The organism is Marinactinospora thermotolerans DSM 45154 (assembly GCF_900167435.1).
GTDB lineage: Bacteria > Actinomycetota > Actinomycetes > Streptosporangiales > Streptosporangiaceae > Marinactinospora > Marinactinospora thermotolerans.
This window is the reverse complement of the sequence record NZ_FUWS01000004.1, coordinates 325,856-347,787: the sequence shown is the minus strand read 5'-3', so window position 1 is coordinate 347,787 and position 21,932 is coordinate 325,856. Positions and strand designations below refer to the sequence as shown.

The 21,932-nt window shown below is 72.2% G+C and carries 18 protein-coding genes and 1 pseudogene; 8 read left to right on the top strand and 11 right to left on the bottom strand.

All coding sequences use genetic code 11. The features are described from left to right. The first annotated feature begins 75 nt into the window (after positions 1–75). From B5D66_RS09440 to B5D66_RS09420, 5 genes are all read left to right on the top strand, one after another. Positions 76–1,584 (top strand): AbgT family transporter, encoded by a 1,509-nt coding sequence (locus B5D66_RS09440; protein WP_078761382.1) that lies wholly within the window; start codon positions 76–78, stop codon positions 1,582–1,584. A 55-nt stretch (positions 1,585–1,639) separates the two neighbouring features. Then, positions 1,640–2,806 (top strand): M20 family metallopeptidase, encoded by a 1,167-nt coding sequence (locus B5D66_RS09435; RefSeq protein ID WP_078761266.1) that lies wholly within the window; start codon positions 1,640–1,642, stop codon positions 2,804–2,806. A gap of 52 nt (positions 2,807–2,858) precedes the next feature. Continuing rightward, complete coding sequence (locus B5D66_RS09430; protein ID WP_078761265.1) at positions 2,859–4,151, top strand: alpha/beta fold hydrolase; 1,293 nt, start codon at positions 2,859–2,861, stop codon at positions 4,149–4,151. A gap of 90 nt (positions 4,152–4,241) precedes the next feature. Next, the gene (locus B5D66_RS09425) at positions 4,242–5,159 is read left to right on the top strand and encodes an alpha/beta fold hydrolase (RefSeq protein WP_078761264.1); all 918 of its coding nucleotides are present in this window, start codon (positions 4,242–4,244) and stop codon (positions 5,157–5,159) included. A 126-nt stretch (positions 5,160–5,285) separates the two neighbouring features. After that, positions 5,286–6,182, top strand: a complete 897-nt coding sequence (locus B5D66_RS09420; protein ID WP_078761263.1) for a Vgb family protein — start codon at positions 5,286–5,288, stop codon at positions 6,180–6,182. Positions 6,183–6,214: 32 nt separating this feature from the next. Here the strand turns inward: B5D66_RS09420 and B5D66_RS09415 are convergent, their stop codons facing one another. Together B5D66_RS09415 and B5D66_RS09410 are read right to left on the bottom strand one after the other, a co-directional pair. Further along, on the bottom strand, positions 6,215–6,805 hold the full coding sequence (locus B5D66_RS09415; RefSeq protein ID WP_159457244.1) for a GNAT family N-acetyltransferase: 591 nt from the start codon (positions 6,803–6,805) through the stop codon (positions 6,215–6,217). A gap of 419 nt (positions 6,806–7,224) precedes the next feature. After that, entirely contained in the window at positions 7,225–7,887 is a 663-nt protein-coding gene (locus tag B5D66_RS09410; RefSeq protein ID WP_078761261.1) for a TetR/AcrR family transcriptional regulator, read from the bottom strand. Between the two features lie 274 nt (positions 7,888–8,161). On the opposite strand from B5D66_RS09410, the gene B5D66_RS09405 reads away from it, so the two are divergent. From B5D66_RS09405 to B5D66_RS09395, 3 genes are all read left to right on the top strand, one after another. Continuing rightward, positions 8,162–9,757 (top strand): MDR family MFS transporter, encoded by a 1,596-nt coding sequence (locus tag B5D66_RS09405; RefSeq protein WP_235000888.1) that lies wholly within the window; start codon positions 8,162–8,164, stop codon positions 9,755–9,757. A gap of 138 nt (positions 9,758–9,895) precedes the next feature. Beyond that, a complete protein-coding gene (locus B5D66_RS09400; protein ID WP_078761259.1) occupies positions 9,896–10,648 on the top strand; it encodes a class I SAM-dependent methyltransferase in 753 nt (250 codons plus the stop codon). A gap of 299 nt (positions 10,649–10,947) precedes the next feature. Continuing rightward, on the top strand, positions 10,948–11,409 hold the full coding sequence (locus B5D66_RS09395) for a DUF5946 family protein (RefSeq protein ID WP_078761381.1): 462 nt from the start codon (positions 10,948–10,950) through the stop codon (positions 11,407–11,409). 463 nt (positions 11,410–11,872) lie between these two features. Here B5D66_RS09395 and B5D66_RS09390 read toward each other — a convergent pair whose 3' ends face one another. From B5D66_RS09390 to B5D66_RS09355, 9 genes and pseudogenes are all read right to left on the bottom strand, one after another. Beyond that, the gene (locus B5D66_RS09390) at positions 11,873–12,697 is read right to left on the bottom strand and encodes a hypothetical protein (RefSeq protein WP_078761258.1); all 825 of its coding nucleotides are present in this window, start codon (positions 12,695–12,697) and stop codon (positions 11,873–11,875) included. 2 nt (positions 12,698–12,699) lie between these two features. Next, positions 12,700–13,356, bottom strand: a complete 657-nt coding sequence (locus tag B5D66_RS09385) for an ABC transporter ATP-binding protein (protein ID WP_078761257.1) — start codon at positions 13,354–13,356, stop codon at positions 12,700–12,702. Positions 13,357–13,389: 33 nt separating this feature from the next. Next, a complete protein-coding gene (locus tag B5D66_RS09380) occupies positions 13,390–15,591 on the bottom strand; it encodes a polyprenyl synthetase family protein (protein ID WP_078761256.1) in 2,202 nt (733 codons plus the stop codon). A gap of 362 nt (positions 15,592–15,953) precedes the next feature. Then, positions 15,954–16,310: a hypothetical protein gene (locus B5D66_RS25705; RefSeq protein ID WP_200813584.1), complete on the bottom strand. Its 357-nt coding sequence runs from the start codon at positions 16,308–16,310 to the stop codon at positions 15,954–15,956. Between the two features lie 723 nt (positions 16,311–17,033). Next, positions 17,034–17,558, bottom strand: coding sequence for a WD40/YVTN/BNR-like repeat-containing protein (locus tag B5D66_RS26050; protein ID WP_235000887.1), 525 nt, complete (start codon positions 17,556–17,558; stop codon positions 17,034–17,036). Between the two features lie 64 nt (positions 17,559–17,622). Continuing rightward, entirely contained in the window at positions 17,623–17,874 is a 252-nt protein-coding gene (locus tag B5D66_RS26045; RefSeq protein ID WP_235000886.1) for a hypothetical protein, read from the bottom strand. A 79-nt stretch (positions 17,875–17,953) separates the two neighbouring features. Then, the gene (locus B5D66_RS09365) at positions 17,954–18,595 is read right to left on the bottom strand and encodes a DUF305 domain-containing protein (RefSeq protein ID WP_078761255.1); all 642 of its coding nucleotides are present in this window, start codon (positions 18,593–18,595) and stop codon (positions 17,954–17,956) included. 121 nt (positions 18,596–18,716) lie between these two features. After that, positions 18,717–19,124 (bottom strand): hypothetical protein, encoded by a 408-nt coding sequence (locus B5D66_RS26040; protein ID WP_144390051.1) that lies wholly within the window; start codon positions 19,122–19,124, stop codon positions 18,717–18,719. Positions 19,125–19,334: 210 nt separating this feature from the next. Beyond that, positions 19,335–20,715 (bottom strand): annotated as a pseudogene (locus tag B5D66_RS09355) (MFS transporter). Between the last annotated feature and the right edge of the window lie 1,217 nt (positions 20,716–21,932).

Genomic DNA, 21,932 nt, shown 5'->3' with positions numbered 1-21,932 from the left:
GCGATCCGCTCGAAGCAGGCAGCCGAGCGAGGAGCGACGGTGACCACGTCCGAAACCATGCGTCCCAAGCGGTCGATGAGGGTCCTTCTAGGGGTCCTCCAAGCGGTGGAACGGGCGGGCAACAAACTGCCCCACCCGTTCTGGCTGTTCACGATCATGGCCGGGATCGTCATCGCGCTCAGCGTGCTCCTCCAGGCGCTCGGCGCGTTCGCGATCTCCCCCGCCGATGGTGAGCGCATCGAGGCCCGCAGCCTGCTGTCCGCCGAGGGCGTGCAGGTCATCGTCGGCGACGCCATCGACAACTTCGCCACCTTCCCGCCCCTCGCGCTGATCATCGCGGTCATGCTGGGCGTCTCCGTCGCCGAGCGCAGCGGCCTGCTCAACGCCATGCTGCGCGGCAGCGTCACCCGGGTCCCGGCGCGTTGGCTCACCTTCGTCCTCGCGCTGGCCGGCATCACCGGCAGCGTCGCCTCCGACGCCGCCTACGTCGTGCTGATCCCCCTGGGGGCGCTCGTCTTCAAGGCCGTCGGCCGCAGCCCGATCCTCGGCCTGGTCGTCGCCTTCGCGTCGATCTCCGCCGGCTACGACGCCTCGCTGTTGATCACGCCCACCGACGCGATCCTCGCCGGCCTCACCACCAGCGCGGCCCAGTTCATCGACCCCGGCTACGTGGTCACCCCGCTGTCCAACTACTTCTTCTCCGCGGCCTCCGCGGTCTTCCTGGCCGCGTTGATCACCGTCGTCACCGAGTTCGTGCTCACCCGGCGCACCGCGGGCATGGTCGCCGACGGGGAGGACGCCGAGAACGAGCTCGGCGCGATGGAGCTGAGCGCCGACGAGCGGCGCGGCCTGCGCAACGCCGGCCTGGTCGTGCTCGCGGCCATCGCCGTGATCGCGCTGGCGCTGGCCCCCTCCGGATCCCCGCTGCGCGGCCCCGAGGGCGGCATCCTCGACTCCCCCGTCATCACCGGCGTCGCCTACGTCCTGGGCATCCTGTTCCTGCTGGCCGGTGTCGTCTACGGCCGGGCGGTCGGGACGATCCGCGCGCCCCGCGACGTCCCCCCGGCGATGGCGGCCGGCGTGCGCGACCTGGCCCCCGTCATCGTCCTCTTCTTCGCCGCCTCGCAGTTCCTCGCCTACTTCAAGTGGACCGGGATCGGCGAGATCATCGCGATCCGTGGCGCCGACCTGTTGGACGCCGCGGGGGTCCACCCGGTCGCCCTGTTCGTCGGCTTCCTCGTCGTGGTCGCCATCATGAACCTGCTCATCACGAGCGGATCGGCGCAGTGGACGCTCATCGCCCCGATCTTCGTGCCCATGTTCATGCTGCTGGAGGTGCCGCCGGAGACCACCCAGGCGCTCTTCCGGATCGCCGACTCCACCACCAACGTCATCAGCCCGATGAGCCCCTACTTCGTCATGGCGCTCGGCCTGCTCCAGCGCTACCGCAAGGACGCCGGCATCGGCACGCTCATGTCCCTCACCCTGCCGCTCTCCATCACCCTGCTCATCGGCTGGTCGCTGTTCTTCATCGCCTGGTGGGCGCTGGGCATCCCGCTCGGCCCCGGTGTGCCGGTGCGCTGACCCCGACGCCGGCCCGGTCCCGGGCCGGCTCCCGACGATTCCGAGAAGGTGTCACGTGAACGCCCCTGCGCCGTCCCCCCTCAACGCCCTCGCCGACCTGGCCCGTCGCGATCTGCCCGACGTCCTGGCCGACCTGCGTCGCCTGGTGGAGCTGGAGACCCCCAGCAACGACAAGGAACTGCTGGACCTGGGGCTCGACGGCATCGAGACGTGGCTGGGGGAACGCCTCGGCGTGCCCGCCACGCGCGTCCGCCACGACGGTGGGGCCTTCGGCGACGTCCTCGACGTCGCCTACCCCGGCACCATGGCGCGCGAGGTCGTGCTGCTGTGCCACTACGACACGGTGTGGCCGCGTGGCACCCTCGCCTGGTGGCCGGTCACCGTCGACGGCGAGCGGTTCAGCGGCCCCGGCTGCTTCGACATGAAGGCCGGCATCGTCCAAGGGGTGTGGGCACTGCGCGCCCTGCGCGAACTCGACCTGCCCCGGCCCACCGTGCGCCTGCTGCTCACCGGCGACGAGGAGATCGGCAGCCCCGCCTCACGCCCCCACATCGAGCGCGCCGGCACCGGCGCCGCGGCGACGCTCGTGCTGGAGCCGAGCCGGGACGGCGCCGCCAAGGACCGGCGCAAGGGCATGGGCCTGTTCGACGTCACCGTGCACGGGGTCGAGGCCCACGCCGGGCTCGACCCCGAGGCGGGGGCGAGCGCCATCCACGCGCTGGCCCTGCTCGTTCCCGAGATCACCGCCCTGGCCGCGCCCGAGCGCGGCACCACCGTCAACGTCGGCGTCATCGCCGGGGGGACCGGCCGCAACGTCGTCGCCGGCCGCGCCACCTGCGAGGTCGACGTGCGGGTCCAAGACCCCGCCGAGATGCCGCGCGTCGACGCGGGCCTGGCCGCGCTGGTCGCCGCCGATCCCAGGGTCAAGATCGAGATCACCGGCGGCTGGAACCGCCCTCCGATGAACCCCGGCCCCGCCTCACGGGAGCTGCTGGGGCTCGCCCGGGAGGTCGCCGAGGGGCTGGGCTCCTCCCTGGACGCGGTCGCGGTGGGCGGCGCCAGCGACGCCAACTTCCTGTCGGCGCTGGGCCTGCCCGTCCTGGACGGGCTGGGCGCCGTCGGCGCCGGACCGCACTCACGTGACGAGCACGTCCGGATCGACGGCACCCCCCACCAGGTCGCGCTGGTCGCCGGCTTGATGGAACGGATCGCGCGCGGCTGACCTTGGGGGCGCCGCCGCGGCGGCGCCCCTCCCGGCCCGGTACGGTCGCCGCATGAGCACCTACCGCCAACCCGGCACCGTCCTGACCGACCACGTCTTCTCCGTCCCCCTCGACCACGGGGCACCCGACGGCGAGCGGATCGAGCTCTACGCCCGGGAGGTCGTCGCGGCGGAGCGGGCCGAGGACGACCTGCCGTGGCTGCTGTACTTCCAGGGTGGTCCGGGGATCGGCTCGCCCCGCCCCATCGGCCGCCAGGACTGGCTGGACCGGGCCCTGCGCGACTACCGGGTCCTGCTGCTGGACCAGCGGGGAACCGGTCGCTCCACACCGGCCAACCGCGCCACGCTCGCCCGCTTCGCCGACCCTCGGGACCAGGCGGCCTACCTGGCGCACTTTCGCGCGGACTCGATCGTGCTCGACGCCGAGCTCATCCGCCGGGAGCTGATCGGCGACGCCCCGTGGAGCGTGCTGGGGCAGAGCTTCGGCGGGTTCTGCGCGGTGACCTACCTGTCCTTCGCCCCCGAGGGACTGCGTGAGGTGTTCATCACCGGCGGGCTTCCGGGCCTGTCCGCCACCCCCGACGACGTCTACCGCGCCACCTACCGCCGCGTCGAGGAGAAGAACGACGCGCACTACCGCCGCTACCCCCACGACGTCGAACGTGTCCGGGAGCTGGCGGCCCACCTGCGCGACCACGACGTCCGGCTGCCGAACGGCGCGAGGTTCACGGTGGAGGCGCTCCAGGCCCTGGGGCGGATGCTGGGCAGCGGCTCGGGCAGCCACGCGCTGCACTACCTGATCGAGGACGCCTCCGCCGACGGCACGTCCCGTCCCTCGGACGGCTTCCTCGCCCAGGCCGAGGCCCACCTGTCGTTCGCCGCGACGCCCCTGTACGCGCTCCTGCACGAGCCGTGCTACGCGCAGGGCCACGGTGCCACGGCCTGGTCGGCGCAGCGGATCCGGGCGGAGTTCCCGCGCTTCGACGCCGACACGGCCCTGGCGCAGGGCGAACCGGTGCTGTTCACCGGGGAGATGATCTACCCGTGGATGTTCGAGGCCGACCCCGTCCTGCGTCCCCTGCGCGAGGCCGCCGAGCTCATCGCCGCCCGTGAGACCTGGCCGCGGCTCTACGACCCGGCCCGGTTGCGCGCCAACGAGGTGCCGGTCGCCGCCGCCGTCTACCACGACGACATGTACGTCGACCGTGACCTGTCCCTGGAGACCGCCCGCACCGTCAACGGCCTGCGCGCCTGGGTCACCAACGAGTACGAGCACGACGGCCTGCGGGTCAGCGGCGGCGCGGTCCTGGACCGGTTGATGGCCATGGTCCACGGCCGGGTCTGAGCGCTCGCGCCGGGCGGGGGCGGCGCCGCAGCGGGCCACGGCGCCGAAAATCCGTTGTGCTCACGAGACCCATGGGCCACAGTGTCACCAGTGAGCACACGGGAGTTCGAGGTCGCCGTCGAAGGCGGCGTCCTGGCGGGAGTGGACTTCGGCGGCGACGGGCCGCCGGTCCTGCTCGTCCACGGCAGCGGGCACAACGCCGCGGCCTGGCGGGACGCCGCGGCACACCTGGTGGCGCACTGCCATCCGGTCGCCTTCGACCTGCGCGGACACGGCCAGAGCACGGCCGCCTCCACCTCCCCCGACCAGTACTGGCGGGATATCGCCGCCGTCGTCGCCCGGCTGGGGTGGGAGCGGCCCGTCCTCGTCGGCCACTCCACGGGCGGCTACGCGATGACGGCGGTGACCGCGAGCGGACTGGTCGAGCCCGCCGCGCTGTGCGTGGTCGACGGAGTGGTGCTGGACGACCGCGTGACATCGGCGGCCGCCCACGCGGTGTGGCGCACCCCCGAATCCGCGCGACGGCTGCGCGCCACCTTCGGCTACGGCCTGGTGACCGACGACGAGGGAGTGCGCGCCGAGGTCGAGCGGAGGGTCCGCACGGCCCCGGAGGACCCCTTGGACGCCGGCGCGCGCCCGGACCTGGTCCGCGAGGTCGCGCGGCGCTCCTTCGCCCGTCACGACGGGAACCGGTGGCGCAGGCCCTCGACCGAGGAGATCGCCGTCGTCAGCGACATCTCGCCGGACGATTCCGTCCTTCCCAGCGTCGACGTCTACGAGCGGATCCGGGTGCCGCTGACGATCGTGCTCGCCGACGCCGGGTTCTACGCCGAGCGGCGCTTTGAGGTGCAGGCCGTGGTCGACGCCGCCCCCGGACGCCGGCTGGTGGAGATCGACTCGGGGCACAACGTGCCCATGACCCGTCCGGCCGAGCTCGCCGCGATCCTCCTCGACGTCGTCCACGCCGCCCACCGCGCAGGACGGCGCGGATACCCGGGAGGGGACTGAGAAACGGTACGTGCGCGGAGACGGGAGGAGACGGGTGGACGCCCGTGGCCGACCGTCCACCTGCGCCCCTCCCCCGATCCGCGAGATCGGACCCTTGCCCCCCACCAGCCGATGCGAAGGACCGACATGCCCACCATTCCCCCGTCCTCCCTCCACGAATTCGCGGTCGCGGGCCCGGAGGCCGGCCCCTACGGGATCACGGCCGGCCCCGACGGGGCCATGTGGCTCACCCTGGTCAACTCCGGGGAGATCGCGCGGCTCTCCCTGGACGGCCGGATCGACGTCCACTCCCTTGACGCGCCCGGCTGCGGGCCGACGGTCATCACCCCCGGCCCCGACGGGGCGCTGTGGTTCACCCGGTTCCGCGACCACCGGATCGGCCGGATCGCGACCGACGGGTCGGCGCTTCTGTTCGAGACGCCCACGCCCGATAGCGGTCCCTACGGGATCGCGGCCGGCCCCGACGGGGCCATCTGGTTCACCGAACCCAACGTCGACCGGATCGGCCGGATCTCCCCCGCGGGGGAGACGGTCGACTTCCCGCTTCCCGTCGAGAGGGCCTTCCCCTCGGCGATCACCGAGGGCCCGGACGGGGCGATGTGGTTCACGCTGCACCAGGCGAACGCCCTGGGACGCATCAGCCTCGACGGAGCGGTGACGGTGCACCCGTTGCCGACCGCCGATGCCGGTCCCGTGGGCATCACCCGCGGCGGTGACGGAGCCGTGTGGTTCGTCGAGATCGCGGCCGGGCAGGTGGGACGGATCGACCCCGACGGTCGCATCCGCGAGTTCCCGCTGCCCGATCGCGCGGCCCGACCGCACGCCATCACCGCCGCCTCCGACGGGGGGTGCTGGTTCAGCGAGTGGGGGGCGGGCCGGATCGGCCACATTGCTCCCGACGGCGAGATCACCCGGTACGCGCTGCCACGGCCCGCCTCGGAACCCCACGGGATCGCCGTGGGGCCTGACGGGGCCGTGTGGACGGCGCTGGAGGCGGGCGGCGTCGTCCGCCTGGTCCCCTGAGCCGCCGTCCCGTGTCCGAGGTCGCCGGTGTCCTAGGCCGGGGTGGCGAGGAGGCCCGCGTCCTCGTCCTGGCGGGTGCGCCACTCGTGGTCGAGCAGGCCGAAGATCTCGGCGTCGCGCCAGGTTCCGTCCAGGTTCACGAACTCGCGGATCGTGCCCTCGCGACGCGCCCCGTAACGCAGCACGCCTTTTTGGGCGGGGAGGTTGTCGGTGAGACAGGCGCACCAGAGCCGGTGCAACCCGAGATCCTCGAAGACCAGGCACGAGACCAGGTGGAACGCCTCCAGGCCCAGGCGCTGCCTGCGGGCCGAGGGCGCGATGGCGGCGGCGCGCACGTAGGCGCCGGAGTAGCGTTCCAGCTCGACGGTGATGGTCCCGACCAGGGTGTCGTCCTGCCGGCGCACGATCCCCATCCGGTAGACCCTGCGCGGACGTTCGGCCGCCTCGCGCCTGGCCCTGGCGAGCATGTCGGCGCACTCCTGCGGCGTCCACGCCTGCTCGTAGACGTTGCGCATCACATCGGGGTCGCTCCAGATGTGGACGAGGGGGGTGAGGTCGGTGGGACGGAGTTCGCGCAGCAGCACGGCGTGCCCCACGCGCAGCACGTCGGTTTCGTTGTTCACGAACAGCAACGATAGCCCAACGTAATCATTCGGTCACGGAAAAAGACGCAGATGAGGAGATGGCAGGTCGGAATCGGGGTCATCGCCCCATCAGGCGGAAGTGGTGGACCGTGCGCACCGCACCGGGCGGGGTGGGCGGAGCCGGGCGGAACTGTGACGAAATCCCGGAGAAGGGATCGCCGCCGCGTGGTTCCTCCTCGGGCGCGGTGTCGGACGGAGGAGCGGTGTCCCCTTGTTTCGGGACGTTTTCCCCCTCTTCCGCGGCGATCGCGGAAACGGTGACCGGGAGAACGCGCGGGACCGTCGTGGGAAACGGGCCGGACGGAGCCCGGACGCGGCGCGCCGCCCTTCCTGGAGGGGCCCCTCCCGGGTCGTCCGCCTGTCCGGTCATCAGCGGGCGGACCGGCGAGGGCGCGCGGTCAGCCCTTGCGGTGCCGGGCGGCGTGGATGAGCCGGTCCACCTCCTGCCCGCTCAACGGCTCGGGCAGCGGACTGGGGACGGGGGAACGCAGGCCGTCGAGGATGATCAGGAGGTAGCGCCGCCACAGGTCGGGCCGGAGCGCGTGGGCGTACTCTCCGGCGGTGCCGAGCATCAGCCCGATGACCGGCAGGTCGGTCGGGGTGACGTCGGGGCGCATCCGGCCGCTCTCCTGGGCCCGTTCCATCATGCGGCTGATGGTGGGAAGGAAGCGGTCACGGGCGGACGCCGTGATATCGCCGAAGGTGCCCATCAACGTGACCTCGCGCAGGCCGCGGTCACGGACGAAGAGCTCGCTGATGCCCATGACGTAGTGGACGAACCCCTCCCAGGGGTCCTCGCAGGCCAGCGAGCGCGCCTCCACCGCCGCGAGGTCCTCGACCTGTTCCCGCAACAGCGTCTCGATCAGCTCCCGCTTGCCCGAGAAGCGCCGGTAGACGGTGCCGACGCCGACCCCGGCGTGCCGCGCGATGTCGTCCAGACTCACCTCCACCCCCCGTTCGGCGAACACCTCGCGGGCGGAGCGCAGGATGCGCAGCCGGTTCTCCTCGGCGTCCCTGCGCAGCGGACGGCAGTCCGGCGACGACGGTGTAGCGGAGCTCATACGAGCAGTCTAAACGTAAGTGGAGGTGAATCCTCCGCTTCTGCTAGGGTCGTTGCCTGGAGGGGCGTCTCCGGATTCCCGGTCCGCCCCCCGCCGCACCCCGGCACCCATCCCCCGCCGCGCGCCGCCCATCTCCCCCCTCCCACCACGGGCCCTCGGTCCCGTGACGTCCACATCGGGCGTGGAGGACATGCTCATCGGCGGGCCGCGCAGTCCACCCCATCCGCCCGACGCGATCCGCGAACCGGGCGCCCCACCTCGGCGAGAAGGAAACGTGAGCGCTCCGACGACAGTGCACAAGGACGGACCGGCGGCGGAGCCGGCCGATCGGCGTACGATCTACGCCGTTTTCGCGGCCCTCATGGTCGCCATGCTTCTAGGGTCGCTGGACCAGACCATCCTGAGCACGGCCCTGCCGACCATCGTCGGCGAGCTCGGCGGGGTCAACCACATGCTGTGGGTCACCACCGCCTACATCCTCGCGGCCACGATCACGATGCCGGTCTACGGCAAGCTCGGTGACCTCGTCGGCCGCAAGAACCTCTTCATCCTCTCCCTCCTGCTGTTCCTCGCCGGTTCGGTCATCGGCGGGGCGGCCTCGGGCATGACCGGCCTGATCGCCGGGCGCGCGGTGCAGGGGCTGGGGGGCGGCGGACTGATGATCCTGTCCCAGGCGATCATCGCCGACATCATCCCGGCCAGGGAGCGCGGCCGCTACATGGGGGTCATGGGATCGGTGTTCGCGGTCTCCTCCGTCCTCGGCCCGATCCTGGGAGGCTGGTTCACCGAGGGCATCGGCTGGCGCTGGGCCTTTTGGATCAACATCCCCCTGGGCGCGCTCGCGGTTTTGGCGGCCGTGGTCTTCCTGCGCCCCTCCCCCGCCCCCGAGGAGCGTCCCCGCCTCGACGTCGCCGGCCTGGTGACCATGGCGATCGCGGTGACCTCGGTCGTCCTCTTCACCTCCTGGGGAGGCACGGAGTACGAGTGGGACTCCCCGGTCATCATCGGCCTGGGGGTGGCCTTCGTCGTCGCCGGCGCGGCCTTCGTCCTGGTCGAGCGCCGTGCGGCGGAGCCCATCATCCCGCTGCACCTGTTCGCCGACCGCAACTTCAACCTCTCCACCATCGCGGGCCTGTTCATCGCGCTGGCCATGTTCGGCGCGGTCGGCTACCTGCCGACCTACCTCCAGATGGTGTCGGGCCTGGACGCGACCAACGCCGGTTTCCTCATGCTGCCCATGATGGCCGCGGTCCTCATCACCTCCACGGGTTCCGGCTTCCTGGTGAGCGCCACCGGCCGGTACAAGTGGCTGCCGATCGTCGGCATGCTCGTCGTGACCGGCGGTCTGCTGCTGATGTCGACGATGACCGTCGACACCTCGCTGCCGGTCATCTGCCTGTACCTGGCGGTCGTGGGCGCGGGCATCGGCATGGGGATGCAGATCCTGGTCCTGGTGGTGCAGAACGCCTTCCCCGCCTCCGAGGTCGGTACCGCCACCGCCGCCAACAACTTCTTCCGCGAGATCGGCGCCTCCCTGGGGTCCGCGGTGGTGGGCGCGCTCTTCACCAGCAGGCTGACCTCCCTCCTCGGCGGGCACGGGGAGGCGGTTTCGGTCGGTGGCGCGCACGGCGCGGTCGACCAGAACTCGCTCACCCCCGCCGCGGTGAACGCGATGGACGCCCCCGTGAAGGAGTTCATCGTGAGCTCCTACAACGAGGCGCTCACTCCGGTCTTCCTCTACATCGCGCCACTGATGGTGCTCAGCGCGGTCATCCTGTGCTTCATCAAGGAGAAGCCGTTGGCGACCACCGTCGGATCGCGAACGGAGCCGGCGGACGAGTCCGAGCCGGCGACGGCCGAACAGTCCTGACGGACGGATCCGGGGGTGTCGCCCGATCGGGCGACACCCCCGGCCCCCTTCTCCCCGTCGGCGTGGACCGGAACGGCCCATGTCTCGCAATGCAAGACGTCCATTTCATTGAACGAGACGGTCGGTTAGGGTCGGTCCATGGCCACTCAGCACTGGGACGCCGCGCTCTACGACGACCGTCACTCCTTCGTCGCCGGCTACGGGGCCGAACTGCTCCGCCTGCTGGCCCCACGACCCGGCGAACGGATCCTCGACGCCGGCTGCGGCACCGGCGACCACGTCGCCGCCCTACGCGACGCGGGCGCCATCGCCGTGGGAGTGGACGCCGCCCCCGAGATGGTCGCCCGGGCCCGCGCGCGTTTTCCCGGCATCGACGTCCGCCTCGCCGACCTGCGCGACCTGGGGATGCGCGAGGAGTTCGACGCGGTGCTCAGCAACGCGGTGCTGCACTGGATACCGGAGGCCGACCGCGCCGCCGCGTCACTGGCCGCGGCACTGCGTCCCGGCGGCCGGCTCGTCGCCGAACTCGGCGGGACCGGAAACGTCGCCACCCTGCTCGCCGGGGTCCAGGCGGCCCGCCGCGCCCGCGGGCTGCCCGAACCCGCGCAGCCGTGGTACTACCCCGGCGTCGCCGAGTACGCGACGGTCCTGGAACAGGCCGGTTTCGAGGTCACCGAGGCCCGGCTGTTCGACCGTCCCACCCGCCTCCAGGGGAGCGACGCGATCGCCAACTGGGTGCGGATGTTCGGCTCCCACCTGCTGACGGACGTCGCCGACCCCGCCGCCCTCCTCGCCGAGGTCGAGCAACGGCTACGCCCCACCCTGCACCGGGACGGCGACTGGTGGGCCGACTACCGGAGGCTGCGGATCACCGCCGTACGACGTGGCTGAGACCGGGCGGGCCGCGGACGCGGGCGGGAGCGCAGTGCCGGGACCGGGTTGCCACTCCAGTCCCTGGAGCCTTTAGTGTCGCAAGGAGGCATGGCTCCCGCCCGGAGCGAAGCCCGGGAACACGTCCCGGCCGCCGCGGTCCGGGGCGAGCGGATCGTCGCCGGCCCGCCCGACGCCGGAAGGGCTGTGGTCCTGGACCGGTGGAACGGCCGCTGGTGGATGAGCCGCGGATCCCCCACCGGGTACGGGCCGCGTTCGCTCCGGCGCGACCGACCGCCCGGTCCGTCACGGAGGTGACCATGCAACGCTGTCCCGAATGCGGAGCGCCCGCCCGTCCCTACTCGTGCGAGGAGCTGTTCGGCACGGTCCTGGCGCTCGATCATTCCCGGCGCCCGCCCTGGGGCCCCTTGCACGGTGTCACGGTCGCCTGCTTCCTGCTCCAGCATCCCAGCCGCCTGCCCCAGGGAGACCTGGCCCGCCCCTGGGCGATCCTGCACGCCTACCTCGGCCAAGGTCTCCCCGCGGTCATCCGGCTCACCGAAGGGGCCCGCCACGCCAACAGCCACCGCAATCGCGACGTTCACCTGCCCGGGACCGTCCCCGGTGCGCCGCCCGCACCGCCGGCTCCACCCCCCGTGGCCTTCGGTGTCACCATCAACGACGTCGCCCGGGACGGCGCGTTTCCCGCTGACGGCTTTCCCGAACGCGTCACCGCCTGGGCGCAAGCGACCGTTACCGCCTGGATCGGCGAACGGCGGTGATGAGCACTCGCCCGTACGGCCCGGCACCCGCACGGTTGACCGCCGTCTTCTGTATTCCGGGGCTGGGGAACGCCGGCCACGTCGGCAACGCTGGGATCGTCCCCGCCCGACCGAAGGCGACGTGGTCAGAGCAGGGAATGCGGGTGGTCGCCGCGCGATCGGATCGTTCGGCCGGCTGCCCGGAGCGGACGCTCGCCGGTCACCACCCCGAGGCGGTGAACGATGCCCGGCGCCGGCCGGCCGAGCGGTCGCCACCCGAGTTCCCCGGATCCCGAAGTCCCCACATCCCTGGGGTGAGGCTGGTGTGAGGACCGCCGGACCGGAAGGGCACGCTTACCTGAAGGAGGACTTCGAGTTCCCGACCGGCGGCGTCGATGTCCCAGACGCCCGGGTACGGCCAGGAGGCACCCGCCGTCCTCCCGGGAACGCCTCGCCGGGGCGGCCGGAGTGCGCCCGAGACGGCTCACGTCCCCAGCGGTGGATCCCGGGGTGTCCTCCGCCGACCGCCGAAGCCGGGCGCCGGCAGGCCGATCCGCCGGTCGCGGGTGCGCAACCGGAACGCGGTGCCCGCCACCACGACCGCGCAGAGGAACCACAACGGTCCCAGGAACAGGTGGAGCACCGGGGTGGTGTCGAGGAAGCCGGCGGTCACCCCGGACTGCATGGCCCCGTAGGTCGGCAGATAGCGGACGATGTCGCTGTCAGAGGCCGGATTGGACACCGGGTTCTGCAACCCCATGTCGATGATGCTGAGCATGATGATGGCGAACATCCCCTCCAGTTCGCCGCGCAGGACCGCGGCCAGGGCCACCCCGAGCCCCCCGAACGCCAGCGCCGCCCCGAGCAGCGCGGTCCACAGCAGCACCGGCTGCTCGGGCACCCAGTAGACGCAGATGACGGCCACCGCGTAGGCGCAGACCAGGGCCGAGGCGACGAGCAGCGCGGTGAGCTTGGCCAGGAGCAGGTGCAGGCGTGGATAGCCGGCCATGGCCAGACGCTGGTCGAACCCGGTGGAACGGAAGGTGACGATGAACATCATGAACCCGACGATCAGGGTGACGGCGTTGACGGCGCCGGAGATCTTGCTGACGTCGTTGCCGTCCACCGTGATCTGCTGTTCCGAGGCCCGAAGGTAGAAGCGCACATCGACGTCGGTGATCACCAGGTAGACCAGGGTGATCCAGACGGGCACGAAGAACACGACGAGAACGAGCGCCAACCGGTTGCGCAGGTGCTCGGTGAGCGCGTAGAGGGTCGCCGTGGAGTAGCGGGTCCAGGCACGTCGCATGGTCAACGGCCCTCCGCCCGTACCGCGCCGCCGGCGTCCACGGGCACCTCGACACGGGCCAGCCGGCCCTCCACCAGGCGCCACAGGACGTCGAAGCGGGTGGTGTCGAAGGCGATGTGGGAGACCACGAGAACCGAACATCCCCGGTCGCGCAGGCTGGCGGCCAGCTCCCAGAACCGCTCGTAGGTCTCCCAGTCGAACCCCTGGTAGGGCTCGTCCAGCAGGAGCAGGGGCGGATCGTGCATCAGGGCGAGGGTGAGGTTGAGCTTCTGCCGGGTGCCCCCGCTGAGCGCGGAGACACGGTGTCCTCCGTAGCCGGTGAACCCCAGGATCTCGGTCAGCTCGCGCGCGCGGTCGAGTGTGGGCAGGTCGTAGGCGACCTGGAAGAAGCGCAGGTGCTGGTCGACGGTGAAGGCGGGGTTGAGGATCGGGTGCTGGGGGCAGTACCCCAGGCCGCCCGGGTAGCCGACCCGGCCCCGGTCGGGGGCGAGCTGCCCGGCGAGGATCCGCAGCAGCGTGGTCTTGCCGGAACCGTTCTCGCCGACCACCCCGGCCAGGCGGCCCGGGGGAAGGGAGAGGTCGGCTCCCCGCAGCACGGGGCGGTTCCCGTAGGACTTGTGGACGTCGTGGACTTCGAGGGTGGGGCCGGAGAGGGACACCGCAGAGCCTTTCCGAAGGGGATGGGGAGGGGTTCACTCGCGTTCGCGTCGGACCGCGTAGCGGCCCAGGGCGCGGATCATCACGGCCAGGTGGTTGCCGGGCAGCAGGTCGTGGAAAGGCCCCCACGCCTGGTCGACCATCCGCTCGGCCTCGTCGAGGCAGGCGTCGATGACGCCGTGCCCCTCCAGCAGGGTCACGATCTCGGCGGCGGTCGCGGCGTCGACCCCACCACCGCGTACGGTCGCCCACACCTCCCGCATGAGCGGTCCCGGCAGGAGGGCGACGGCGTGCCCCAGGGGCATGGTGACCTTGCCCGCCCGCAGGTCCTCGGCGACGTGCTTGGTCGCCACGGTCTCGCCGGTTTCGTCGCGCGCGGACAGCCCGCGCAGGTCCATGACGTCGTCGCTGACCTGGTAGGCCATTCCAACCGCCTCGAAGTAGTCGCGCAACGCCGCGAGCTGACGTTCCTCCGCGCGGGCGACGATCCCGCCGATCTCGGCGAGGCCCCGGACAGGGACGGCCGTCTTGAGCCGGTGGGTGACGCGGACGCGGCGCAGCACCGCCTCGGCGTCCCCGCCGGCCACCGCCGCGTCCATCGCCTCCCGGTGGCCGGCGATGTCGAGCGCCTGACCCGCGTGGGCGGCCCGCATCACGCCGAGGTAGACCTCATAGATCCGCCGCCGTAGCCGGTCATCGTCGGGCAGGACGCGGCGCAGGACCCCGTCCAGCACGAAGTAGGCGGCGGTCCCCGCGTTGATGGCCGTCGCCTCGCCGAAGACCGTGTGGACGGCCGGGCGCCCGCGCCGCATGGGCGAGCGGTCCTCGACGTCGTCCACGGTGAGGTTGCCCGAGTGCAGGATCTCGACGGCTCCCAGAAGGGAGCGGTACGGCTCGCTGTCGACGCCGAACAGTTCGATGGTCGCGGCGGTGACGTAGGAGCGCATGCTCTTGCCCAGGCCGTCGGTGATGTGTCGTATCGGCCGCACCAGTGATTCGTGCAGCGTCTGGACCACCAGCTCGTCCAGGACGTCGGGGCGCTCCTCCAGGCCCGCGACGGTGACGAGTTCGCGACGCCGCGGTTCGTCGGGGAACAGCCGGCGGATCTCCTGGCTCGTGGTGTCGCGGATCCGGGTGATGTGCTCCTCGAAGTCGTCGAACCGGCCGAGGGGGAGGACGTCGACGGTGCCCCACCCCCGTACCGGCTCTCCGCCGAAGGCGCCCTCGACGTCGGCCCACGCCTCCAGCGTGCCCGGCAGGACGAGCGAGGACCGGTTCTCCTGCTTCGGGAACCACACCCGCGCGCGCAGGTCCAGGGCGGTGCGCGGCACCGTCAGCTCATAGACCGTGGCGTAGGTGTTGAGGGTGGCCAGTGAGGTCCAGGGAGAGGATCCGCGCAGGGTCATGGGCGCCTCGATCACCTCCCCCTGGGGTGTGCGCAGGAGGGCGCGGCCGGCCCGGCCGTCGCTTCCGCCGGTGGCGCAAGCGTGGACCTCCCAGCCGTTGTCCAGGTGCAATCGGACCCGTGTGCGCCCGGCGCGCAGGGCCTGGTCGGTGGCGGGGTCCTGGTGCCAGGAGCGGCTGTGGAAGTGCTCGTACCAGCCCTGTCCGCGCACGGCCGTGTGAGCGCCGTCCTGGCGCAGAACCCCGGTGACCTCCAGGCGCGGGACCGGCCCGCCCTCCCGCTGTTCCGGTGAGGCCGACCCGAGATCGCCGACGGCGAACCGCAGGGAGAGACCGCTCCCCTCGGTTCCCGCCTCGACGAGGTGGGAGCCGTCGTCCTCCTCGCGCAGCACGCCGACACCGCCGAAATCCAGGTCCAGTCCTGTCGCGCCGGCCCGGACCGGTCCGGGGAGGGGGCGGTCGGGGCCCAGCGGCCTTCCCTGTGCCAGCGCCTCGCCGAAGGCGTCGCGTACCCGCGGGTCCATGTGCCGGTCACCCGCGACGGTACGTCGGATGAGCTCCACCGCGGCCGGGTCCATCCATGATTCCCCGACGCGGGTCCGCGTTGCCGCGTCGGCGCGGGCCCAGACGAGGGCGTGGGCGCTTTGGGGAACGCCCGTGTCGGTGGCGGGACCGTGGTGGCGCAGGAACAGGCAGGTGACGCCGAAGGGGCCGCCCTCGCCGTACAACAGGGCGGCGAACCGCCACCATCGGGTGCCTTCGGGCCGTGGGAGGTCGCACGCGTCCGGGGCGGACCGCGCCCGTGGGACCTCCGTCCCCGTTCCACCTGTCATGCTCTGTCTCCCTCCACGGTGCCCGGCACCGGTTTGCGCGCTCCGCGGAGCGTCCGGTCGAGGTCGTTGGTATGTACGGCTCGGCGTGGTTGATGGCGTAAGTACCGGCCGCGGGGGCGGGCGCGCCGCCCCGGCCTCACGGGGGGCGGCTGAGGGGACGGCGAGCCCGGTCGGAGGGTCGGCCGCGGGGGCGGCCGACCGATCACGACGACGTGAAGCTATCAGCGTCGATCACGAAGAGTAGGGGTAATGTCGCACTCTGTCCAAGATCGGCCAATCGGTGGCATGGGACCCCGACGTCCGTTTTCCCAGGTCGTTTCAGGGGAAGCCGCGCCCCGATCGCCGCCGCCTCGGACATCCGCTCACACCGAGGACGCCCCCGCCCGGACCGCACCTCCCCGCCTTCCCGATGAACGGGCGAGGGCCACCACCGCGGCGGCCACGGCCGTCAACGCGAAGCAGGTGGGCAGGGGGAGCCGATCCGTCAGGGCTCCCGCCACCGCGCCTCCCCCCGAGTCGCCGGCGTTGACCGCGGTGTTCACCCGGACACCCGCCTGGACGCGCCGTTCCGGCGGCGCCGTCTCATCCGCCAGAAGACAGGCGCTGGTCAGCGTCGGCGGGATGAAGAGCCCCGCGACGGAGGACAGTACGGCCAGGACCAGCACGCTGGGCGCCGGTCCGGCCGCGGCCATCGCCGTTCCGAGCAGCAGGGCGAGCACGCACAGTCGTGCCCGCAGCGAGGCCCGCCACGGGATGGCGCCAGGCCGCCCACGACGCTGCCGACCGCCTCCGCCGCCTCGATCCAGGCCGCCGCTTCGGGCCTGCCCTGTTGCTCGGTGAAGGCGGCCATGAGCAGGCTCGGCGCGCAGCCGACGGCCATCGGGGGCAGCGCCCGGAGTGGGCCGTGCCGGTCGATCAGGGCGGCCCGCGCGGGCGCGAGCCCACAGAGCGTCAGGCCGAACAGTGCCATAGCGGCTCCGGCGGTGGTGTAGGAGCCGGTGGCGTCGCTGACGGAGAGGAGAAGGGAACGACATGACCCCGTAGGCCAGCCGGCCCGGCAGGACCGCGCCGAATGCCCGGAACGCGCCAGGAATGTGGAGAACAGACAGGTATGAGGGAACGCGCGAACGCGAAGACATGGAGGTTCCGCGGGAATGAGGGCGGCGCGGATCGACGCGCCGCTCACGTGCATGGACGCCGGAATGCCGCGGCTCGGTGACGGTCGCGGTCGGCTCGGCGGTCTACGCGTGGGGGAGGAACACGCGAAAACGGTGGCACCGGGATCGCCGCCCCAGGAGGGGCGAGGCGCCGGTGGCCCGCGCGCGTCCGCTGCGGGACCACCGGCGCGCAGACCCCTCGTGGCCGGCTCCACCGCGGATCCGGACGCGAGGCGGACGGGCGACGGGGTGCCCGGTTGTGCGAGGCGGACACCCCGTCCAGGGTCACCAGCCCGCGGAGGAGACGCCGCCGTCGGTGGAGCGGCTGACGTGGTGGTCGGCCACCACGACGAGCTGGTCCGCGTCAGCGTGCAGCGCCACGGGCTCCCCGCTGATCGCGCCGGTCGGCGTCCACGAGGTCCCACCGTCGTCGCTGCGGTGGACCTTCCCCTCCGGTGTCACGCCGTGGCCGGTCTCGGTCCCCGCCACCTGGTCGACCAGCAGGAGGAGGGGCGCGTCCGCCACCGGGGTGGAGGAGGCCCCGCCGTCGGTGGAGCGCATGACCCCGCTTTGCGTCGTGGCGACGACCGTGCGCCCGTCGTCGCTCATGGTCAGGGTCAGGGGGTGGACGGTCGGGTCCAGGTCGTCCCACCGCCTCCCGTCCTCGGAGGCGCGCGGACCGCCGTCGAAGCCGATCACCCGCTCCCCCGCGGCGTCCAGGGCGTGGAAGTCGGTCTTCCCGGCTAGGGACAGCGCGCGCCAGGTGGCGCCGCCGTCGCGGGTCTCGATCAACCCGACCGGGTCGGGCATGTCGGTTCCCGGCCCCGGATGCCCGCTGACGACGAAACGCCCGGGGCCGGCCACCGCGAACCCATCAGGTCGATGACCGGCCCGGTGCCGGGAGGACGTAGAGACCCGCGTGGGTGGCGACGAGGATCTCGCCGCTTCCGGGGTCCACGCCCACGCCGTGGACGTGTGTCGCCTCCGGGGGAAGGGGGATTCCCGTCGCCTCGGTCTTCCCGAGGCCGGGCTCCGTGGCCCCGCCGGGGCCGCACGCCGCCGACAGGAGCAGCAGGAGGGCCGCTCCCGCGAGTCCGACCGGCCCGCGCGTCTTTCCGTTCCGCATGGTTCTCACTGTTCCCTCGCCCTGTGCCTGCGTCGTACCGGTGGGACGGGCCGCCACCGTGGCGGCCCGTCGGGACCGGTCAGTGATCCCCGTGGGACGCCTCATCGCCGGTGGCCGGACCGCCGTCCCGGCCGCTGTCTTCGCCGAGCATCCGGCTCATCTGGGCGATCTCGCCTTCCTGGGTGTCCACGATCTCCCGGGCGAGCCGTGTCGCCTCGGGGTCGACCCCCTCCGCCAGCTGTCCCTCGGCCATGTCGACCGCGCCCTCGTGGTGCTCGATCATCAACCGCAGGAACAACGTGTCGAAGTCGTCACCGGACGCCTGTTCGAGATCGGCCATCTGCTCCTTTGACAGCATCCCGTCCATGCCGCCGTGGTCCATGTGGCCGGGCTGCGCCGTCGGGTCCTCCCCCCAGGACTCCAGGAGCCGGTTCATGTGCTCGATCTCGGGTCCCTGGGCGGCCTCGATCTGCGCGGCCAGTTCCCGGACCTCCCCGCCCGCGCGCTCCTCCGCGAGCCGGGACATCTCCACGGCCTGCTCGTGGTGGGGGATCATCATCCGCGCGAACATGACATCGGCGTCGTTGAATTCGGCGACGGTCTGCTGCGACGCCTCGGGGGCCGGCGGGGGCGCACCCTGGTCGGCGCCTCCGCACGAGGCGAGCGACAGCGCCGCGACCAGCGCGGACGGCAGCATCAGGACACGCTTGTACTCGAACATGGTCGTCCATTCCCTCGAAAAGGTCGGTGACATCGCCGCGGCCCCGGGCGGGGCGCGGCCGACGGTCATGCCATGCCGGTGATCCGCGTCCAGAACGCGACGCGGTCACGGCCGAGGGAATCTAGATCCGCAGCACCTGGAGTTGGGCCAGCGAAGGAGGCGAGGCGGGTGTCAGGTCCTCCGCGTCCCGAAGGCACAGGAGCCGCGCCGGAGGTGGCAGGTGGCCATCGGGCGCGGGTGTGAGGGCGGCGAGGGCCGGCCCCGGCGACGTCGTGGAGGGGCCGCGGTCGGTCAGGCAGGTCGAACTCGGGTCGAGGTCGGGGAGCTGTGGACCGAGAGAGGCCGGCTCGGTGTCCTGGGGCGCCGCGTGGGAGATCGTCGCGCTCCCCGCGGAACCGTGATGACCGCCCTCGCCGAGGTGGCCGAGCGTGTGCATCAGCCCGAGGCCGAGCACCGCCATCAACAGCAGCGCGACGTTCACCCGGGCGATGGCCGGGTGAAGACGGGAACGCACTGCCGGGAGACTCATACCCCCACAGGGTAACGCCCGCGTCGGAGGGGACGGTCCCGGGGTGCTCTTCCACGGCGGAGCGTGCCGGCCCCACGGCCGTTCTCCCAGAGATATCACCCGCGGGCTCCCCGCAACGCGGCCCGGCCACGTTGCGGGAAGCCCGGAGGGGGACCGCCGCCCCACCGCCCCCGGGCGTCTCCACCGCGCCGGAACCCCGGTGTGAGCCGGTCAGCTCACCGGTTCGGTCTCCGCGCCGGCCGGGCCGGACACGTCCTGGCTCGTGTTCGGGCGGGCGTCGAGCGTGGTCAGGGCGAGTGCCGCCGCGGCGACGAGGAGCCCTGCTGCCGCCGCCAGAGCGGTGCCGTACCCGGAGGCCAGGGCTTCGCCGGCGGCCAGGACCGTGTTCCCGGGCTGGGCGGTGACGCTGGCGGCGATCCCCGCCAGGATGGCCAGGCCGAGCGCGACACCGATCTGCTGGGCGGAGTTGAGCAGGGCCGATGCGATCCCGGCCTTGTCCGGATCGACACGGTAGACCGCGGCCTGGGTGAGCGCGAGGATACCCAGGCCGAAACCCAGCCCCAGGACGAACATCGCCGGGGCCAGGTGTGTCCAGTAGCCCGTGTCCACGGTGATCGTGGAGAACCAGAACGCCGCCGCGGCGCTGAGCAGCGCTCCCAGCGTGGCGACGAACCGCGGCGCGAGGCGCAGCAGGAGCCTGGGAGCGGTCCCGGCGCCCAGGACGAGACCCGCGGCGAACGGCAGCCACGCCGTACCCGTCTGCAGTGGACTGAAGTGCTGAACCTGCTGCAGGTAGAGGGTGATGACGTAGAAGGAGCCCATGGGGCCGACGGCCAGCAGCAGCATGGTCGCATAGGCGCCGGCCCGGTTGCGGTCGCCGAACAGGGCCAGCGGTACCAGGGGACTGGAGCTGCGGGCCTGGAAGGTGACGAACACGAGGAGCAGCGCGACGGCCCCGCCCAGCAGGAGCAACGCGGCCGGGTCGGTGAGCCCGTCCTCGCCGAACCTGGTGATCGCGTACACGAGCGCGACCATGCCGCCGGTGCCCAACGTCGCTCCCAGGGTGTCGAGTCGGCCCCGGCCGCGGTCGGCGGTGACCAGAGTGCGGCTGCCCCATAGCACGAGCAGGCCGATGGGGACGTTGATGAAGAACACCCATCGCCAGTCCAGGACGTCGGTGAGCACTCCCCCCAGGAGCAGGCCCACGACGATGCCCAGGCCGGACATCGCACCGTAGAGCGACAGCGCGGTGTCGCGCGTCTTGCGGTCGGAGAACGTCGTGGCGATCAACGCCAGGGCGTTGGGTGCGGTGAGCGCCGCTCCGAGCCCCTGTGCGGCGCGCGGTGATGAGCATGGCGGCGTTCTGTCCGAGACCGCCGACCAGGGAGGCGATCACGAAGATCGCGATGCCTAGCTGCAGCGTGCGGCGGCGTCCCCACAGGTCGCCGATCCGTCCGCCGAGTAGCAGCAACGCCCCGAACGCGAGGATATAGGCGTTGACGACCCAGGGCAGGTGTACCGCGTCCACGCCGAGCTCCTGTTGGATGCTCGGCAGCGCGATGTTCACGATCGAGTCGTCGAGCACCAGCATCAACTGCGCGGTCGCGATCACTAGCAGCGGTACCACGCCGCCACGCCGTCTCGCTGTCACGTCTTCTCCCTCTCGTCGCCGTTCGGTGGGTCCGCGATGGTCGCCGGGGGTTCGGGAGGCCGTCTCCGGCCGCGAATGCGTCTTCGATACCCCGGGCAGGTATACCGGCGTATACCCCGGGAGGGTATAAAGGGCAACTCGGTCCGAACATCACCGGCGCCGACCACGAGCCGTGGGAGAGGGCTGTGTCGTGCCGTTTCCTTGACGGCCGACGGTGGCCGCCGGCCATACCGGTCTCGGCGAGCGGTGTCGACGCCGGCGTGACCGACCGCCCGGCCGGCGGCACGCCACCGCCGATCGCGGGTGAGCGGCTCGGTGAGGGGGACGCGCTGGTCCGGCGCTGGGAGAGATCCCTGGCACACGACCGGGCCTTTCCGGCCGCGTCGGGAAGGGAGAGCCGGTTCCGGCGGTGGGAGGGCGGCCACCCCGCCCGTACCGTCCTCGGACCGCGCGGGGCGTCGCGCCGCTCCCCCACTCCTCTCCTCCCGGTGTGGCCGGCCGCGCTCCCCAGAGCGCGGGAGATGGGGAAGGACGGCAGGGAAGGGGCGCCACCCCGGCCCTGGGCCTGCACGTCGAGGTGCCTCCAGCGCACCGGATCCCAGGCGTTGGGCAGGCCGGCCGGCGAACGCCACCGCGGCAGCGCGCGGCGGACCGCGCACTCCAGGACCAACATCTCGTCGGCGCCGGGCTCGTAGTCGTGGTGCCAGGGTTTTCCGCCCGTGTGCGGACCGTGCCGGTCGCTGTGCGTGTGGTGGAAGACGAAGGAGGATGCCACCAGCTGGGAGAGCAGTCCCATCAGGGGCGGAAAGGTGAGCAGTTCACCGTGGGCAGGCAGCTCCAGTTCCAGGGGCGGGGGCGGGCCGTGGAGGCCGGGATCGACGCAGGCGGCGATCGACCGCGCGCAGTCCCTCGTCCACCCAGTGGTCCACCTCGGGTTCGAGCCGCCGTAGAAGGCTTTCGGGAAGGACCAGGTAGCCCGATTCCGTGAACCGTTTCCGCCACGAGGCTGAGATGCCGCTTTCTTTAGGGAACGGTCGCATCGAACATCACCACCCCTTTTGCCAGATGACGATGACACCCGTTTGTGGAACTCACGTGGGCGTCCACGCGCCCACCGAAAACAGGGACGGGAGCGGGGACGGCCTTGGCCCGGCGCG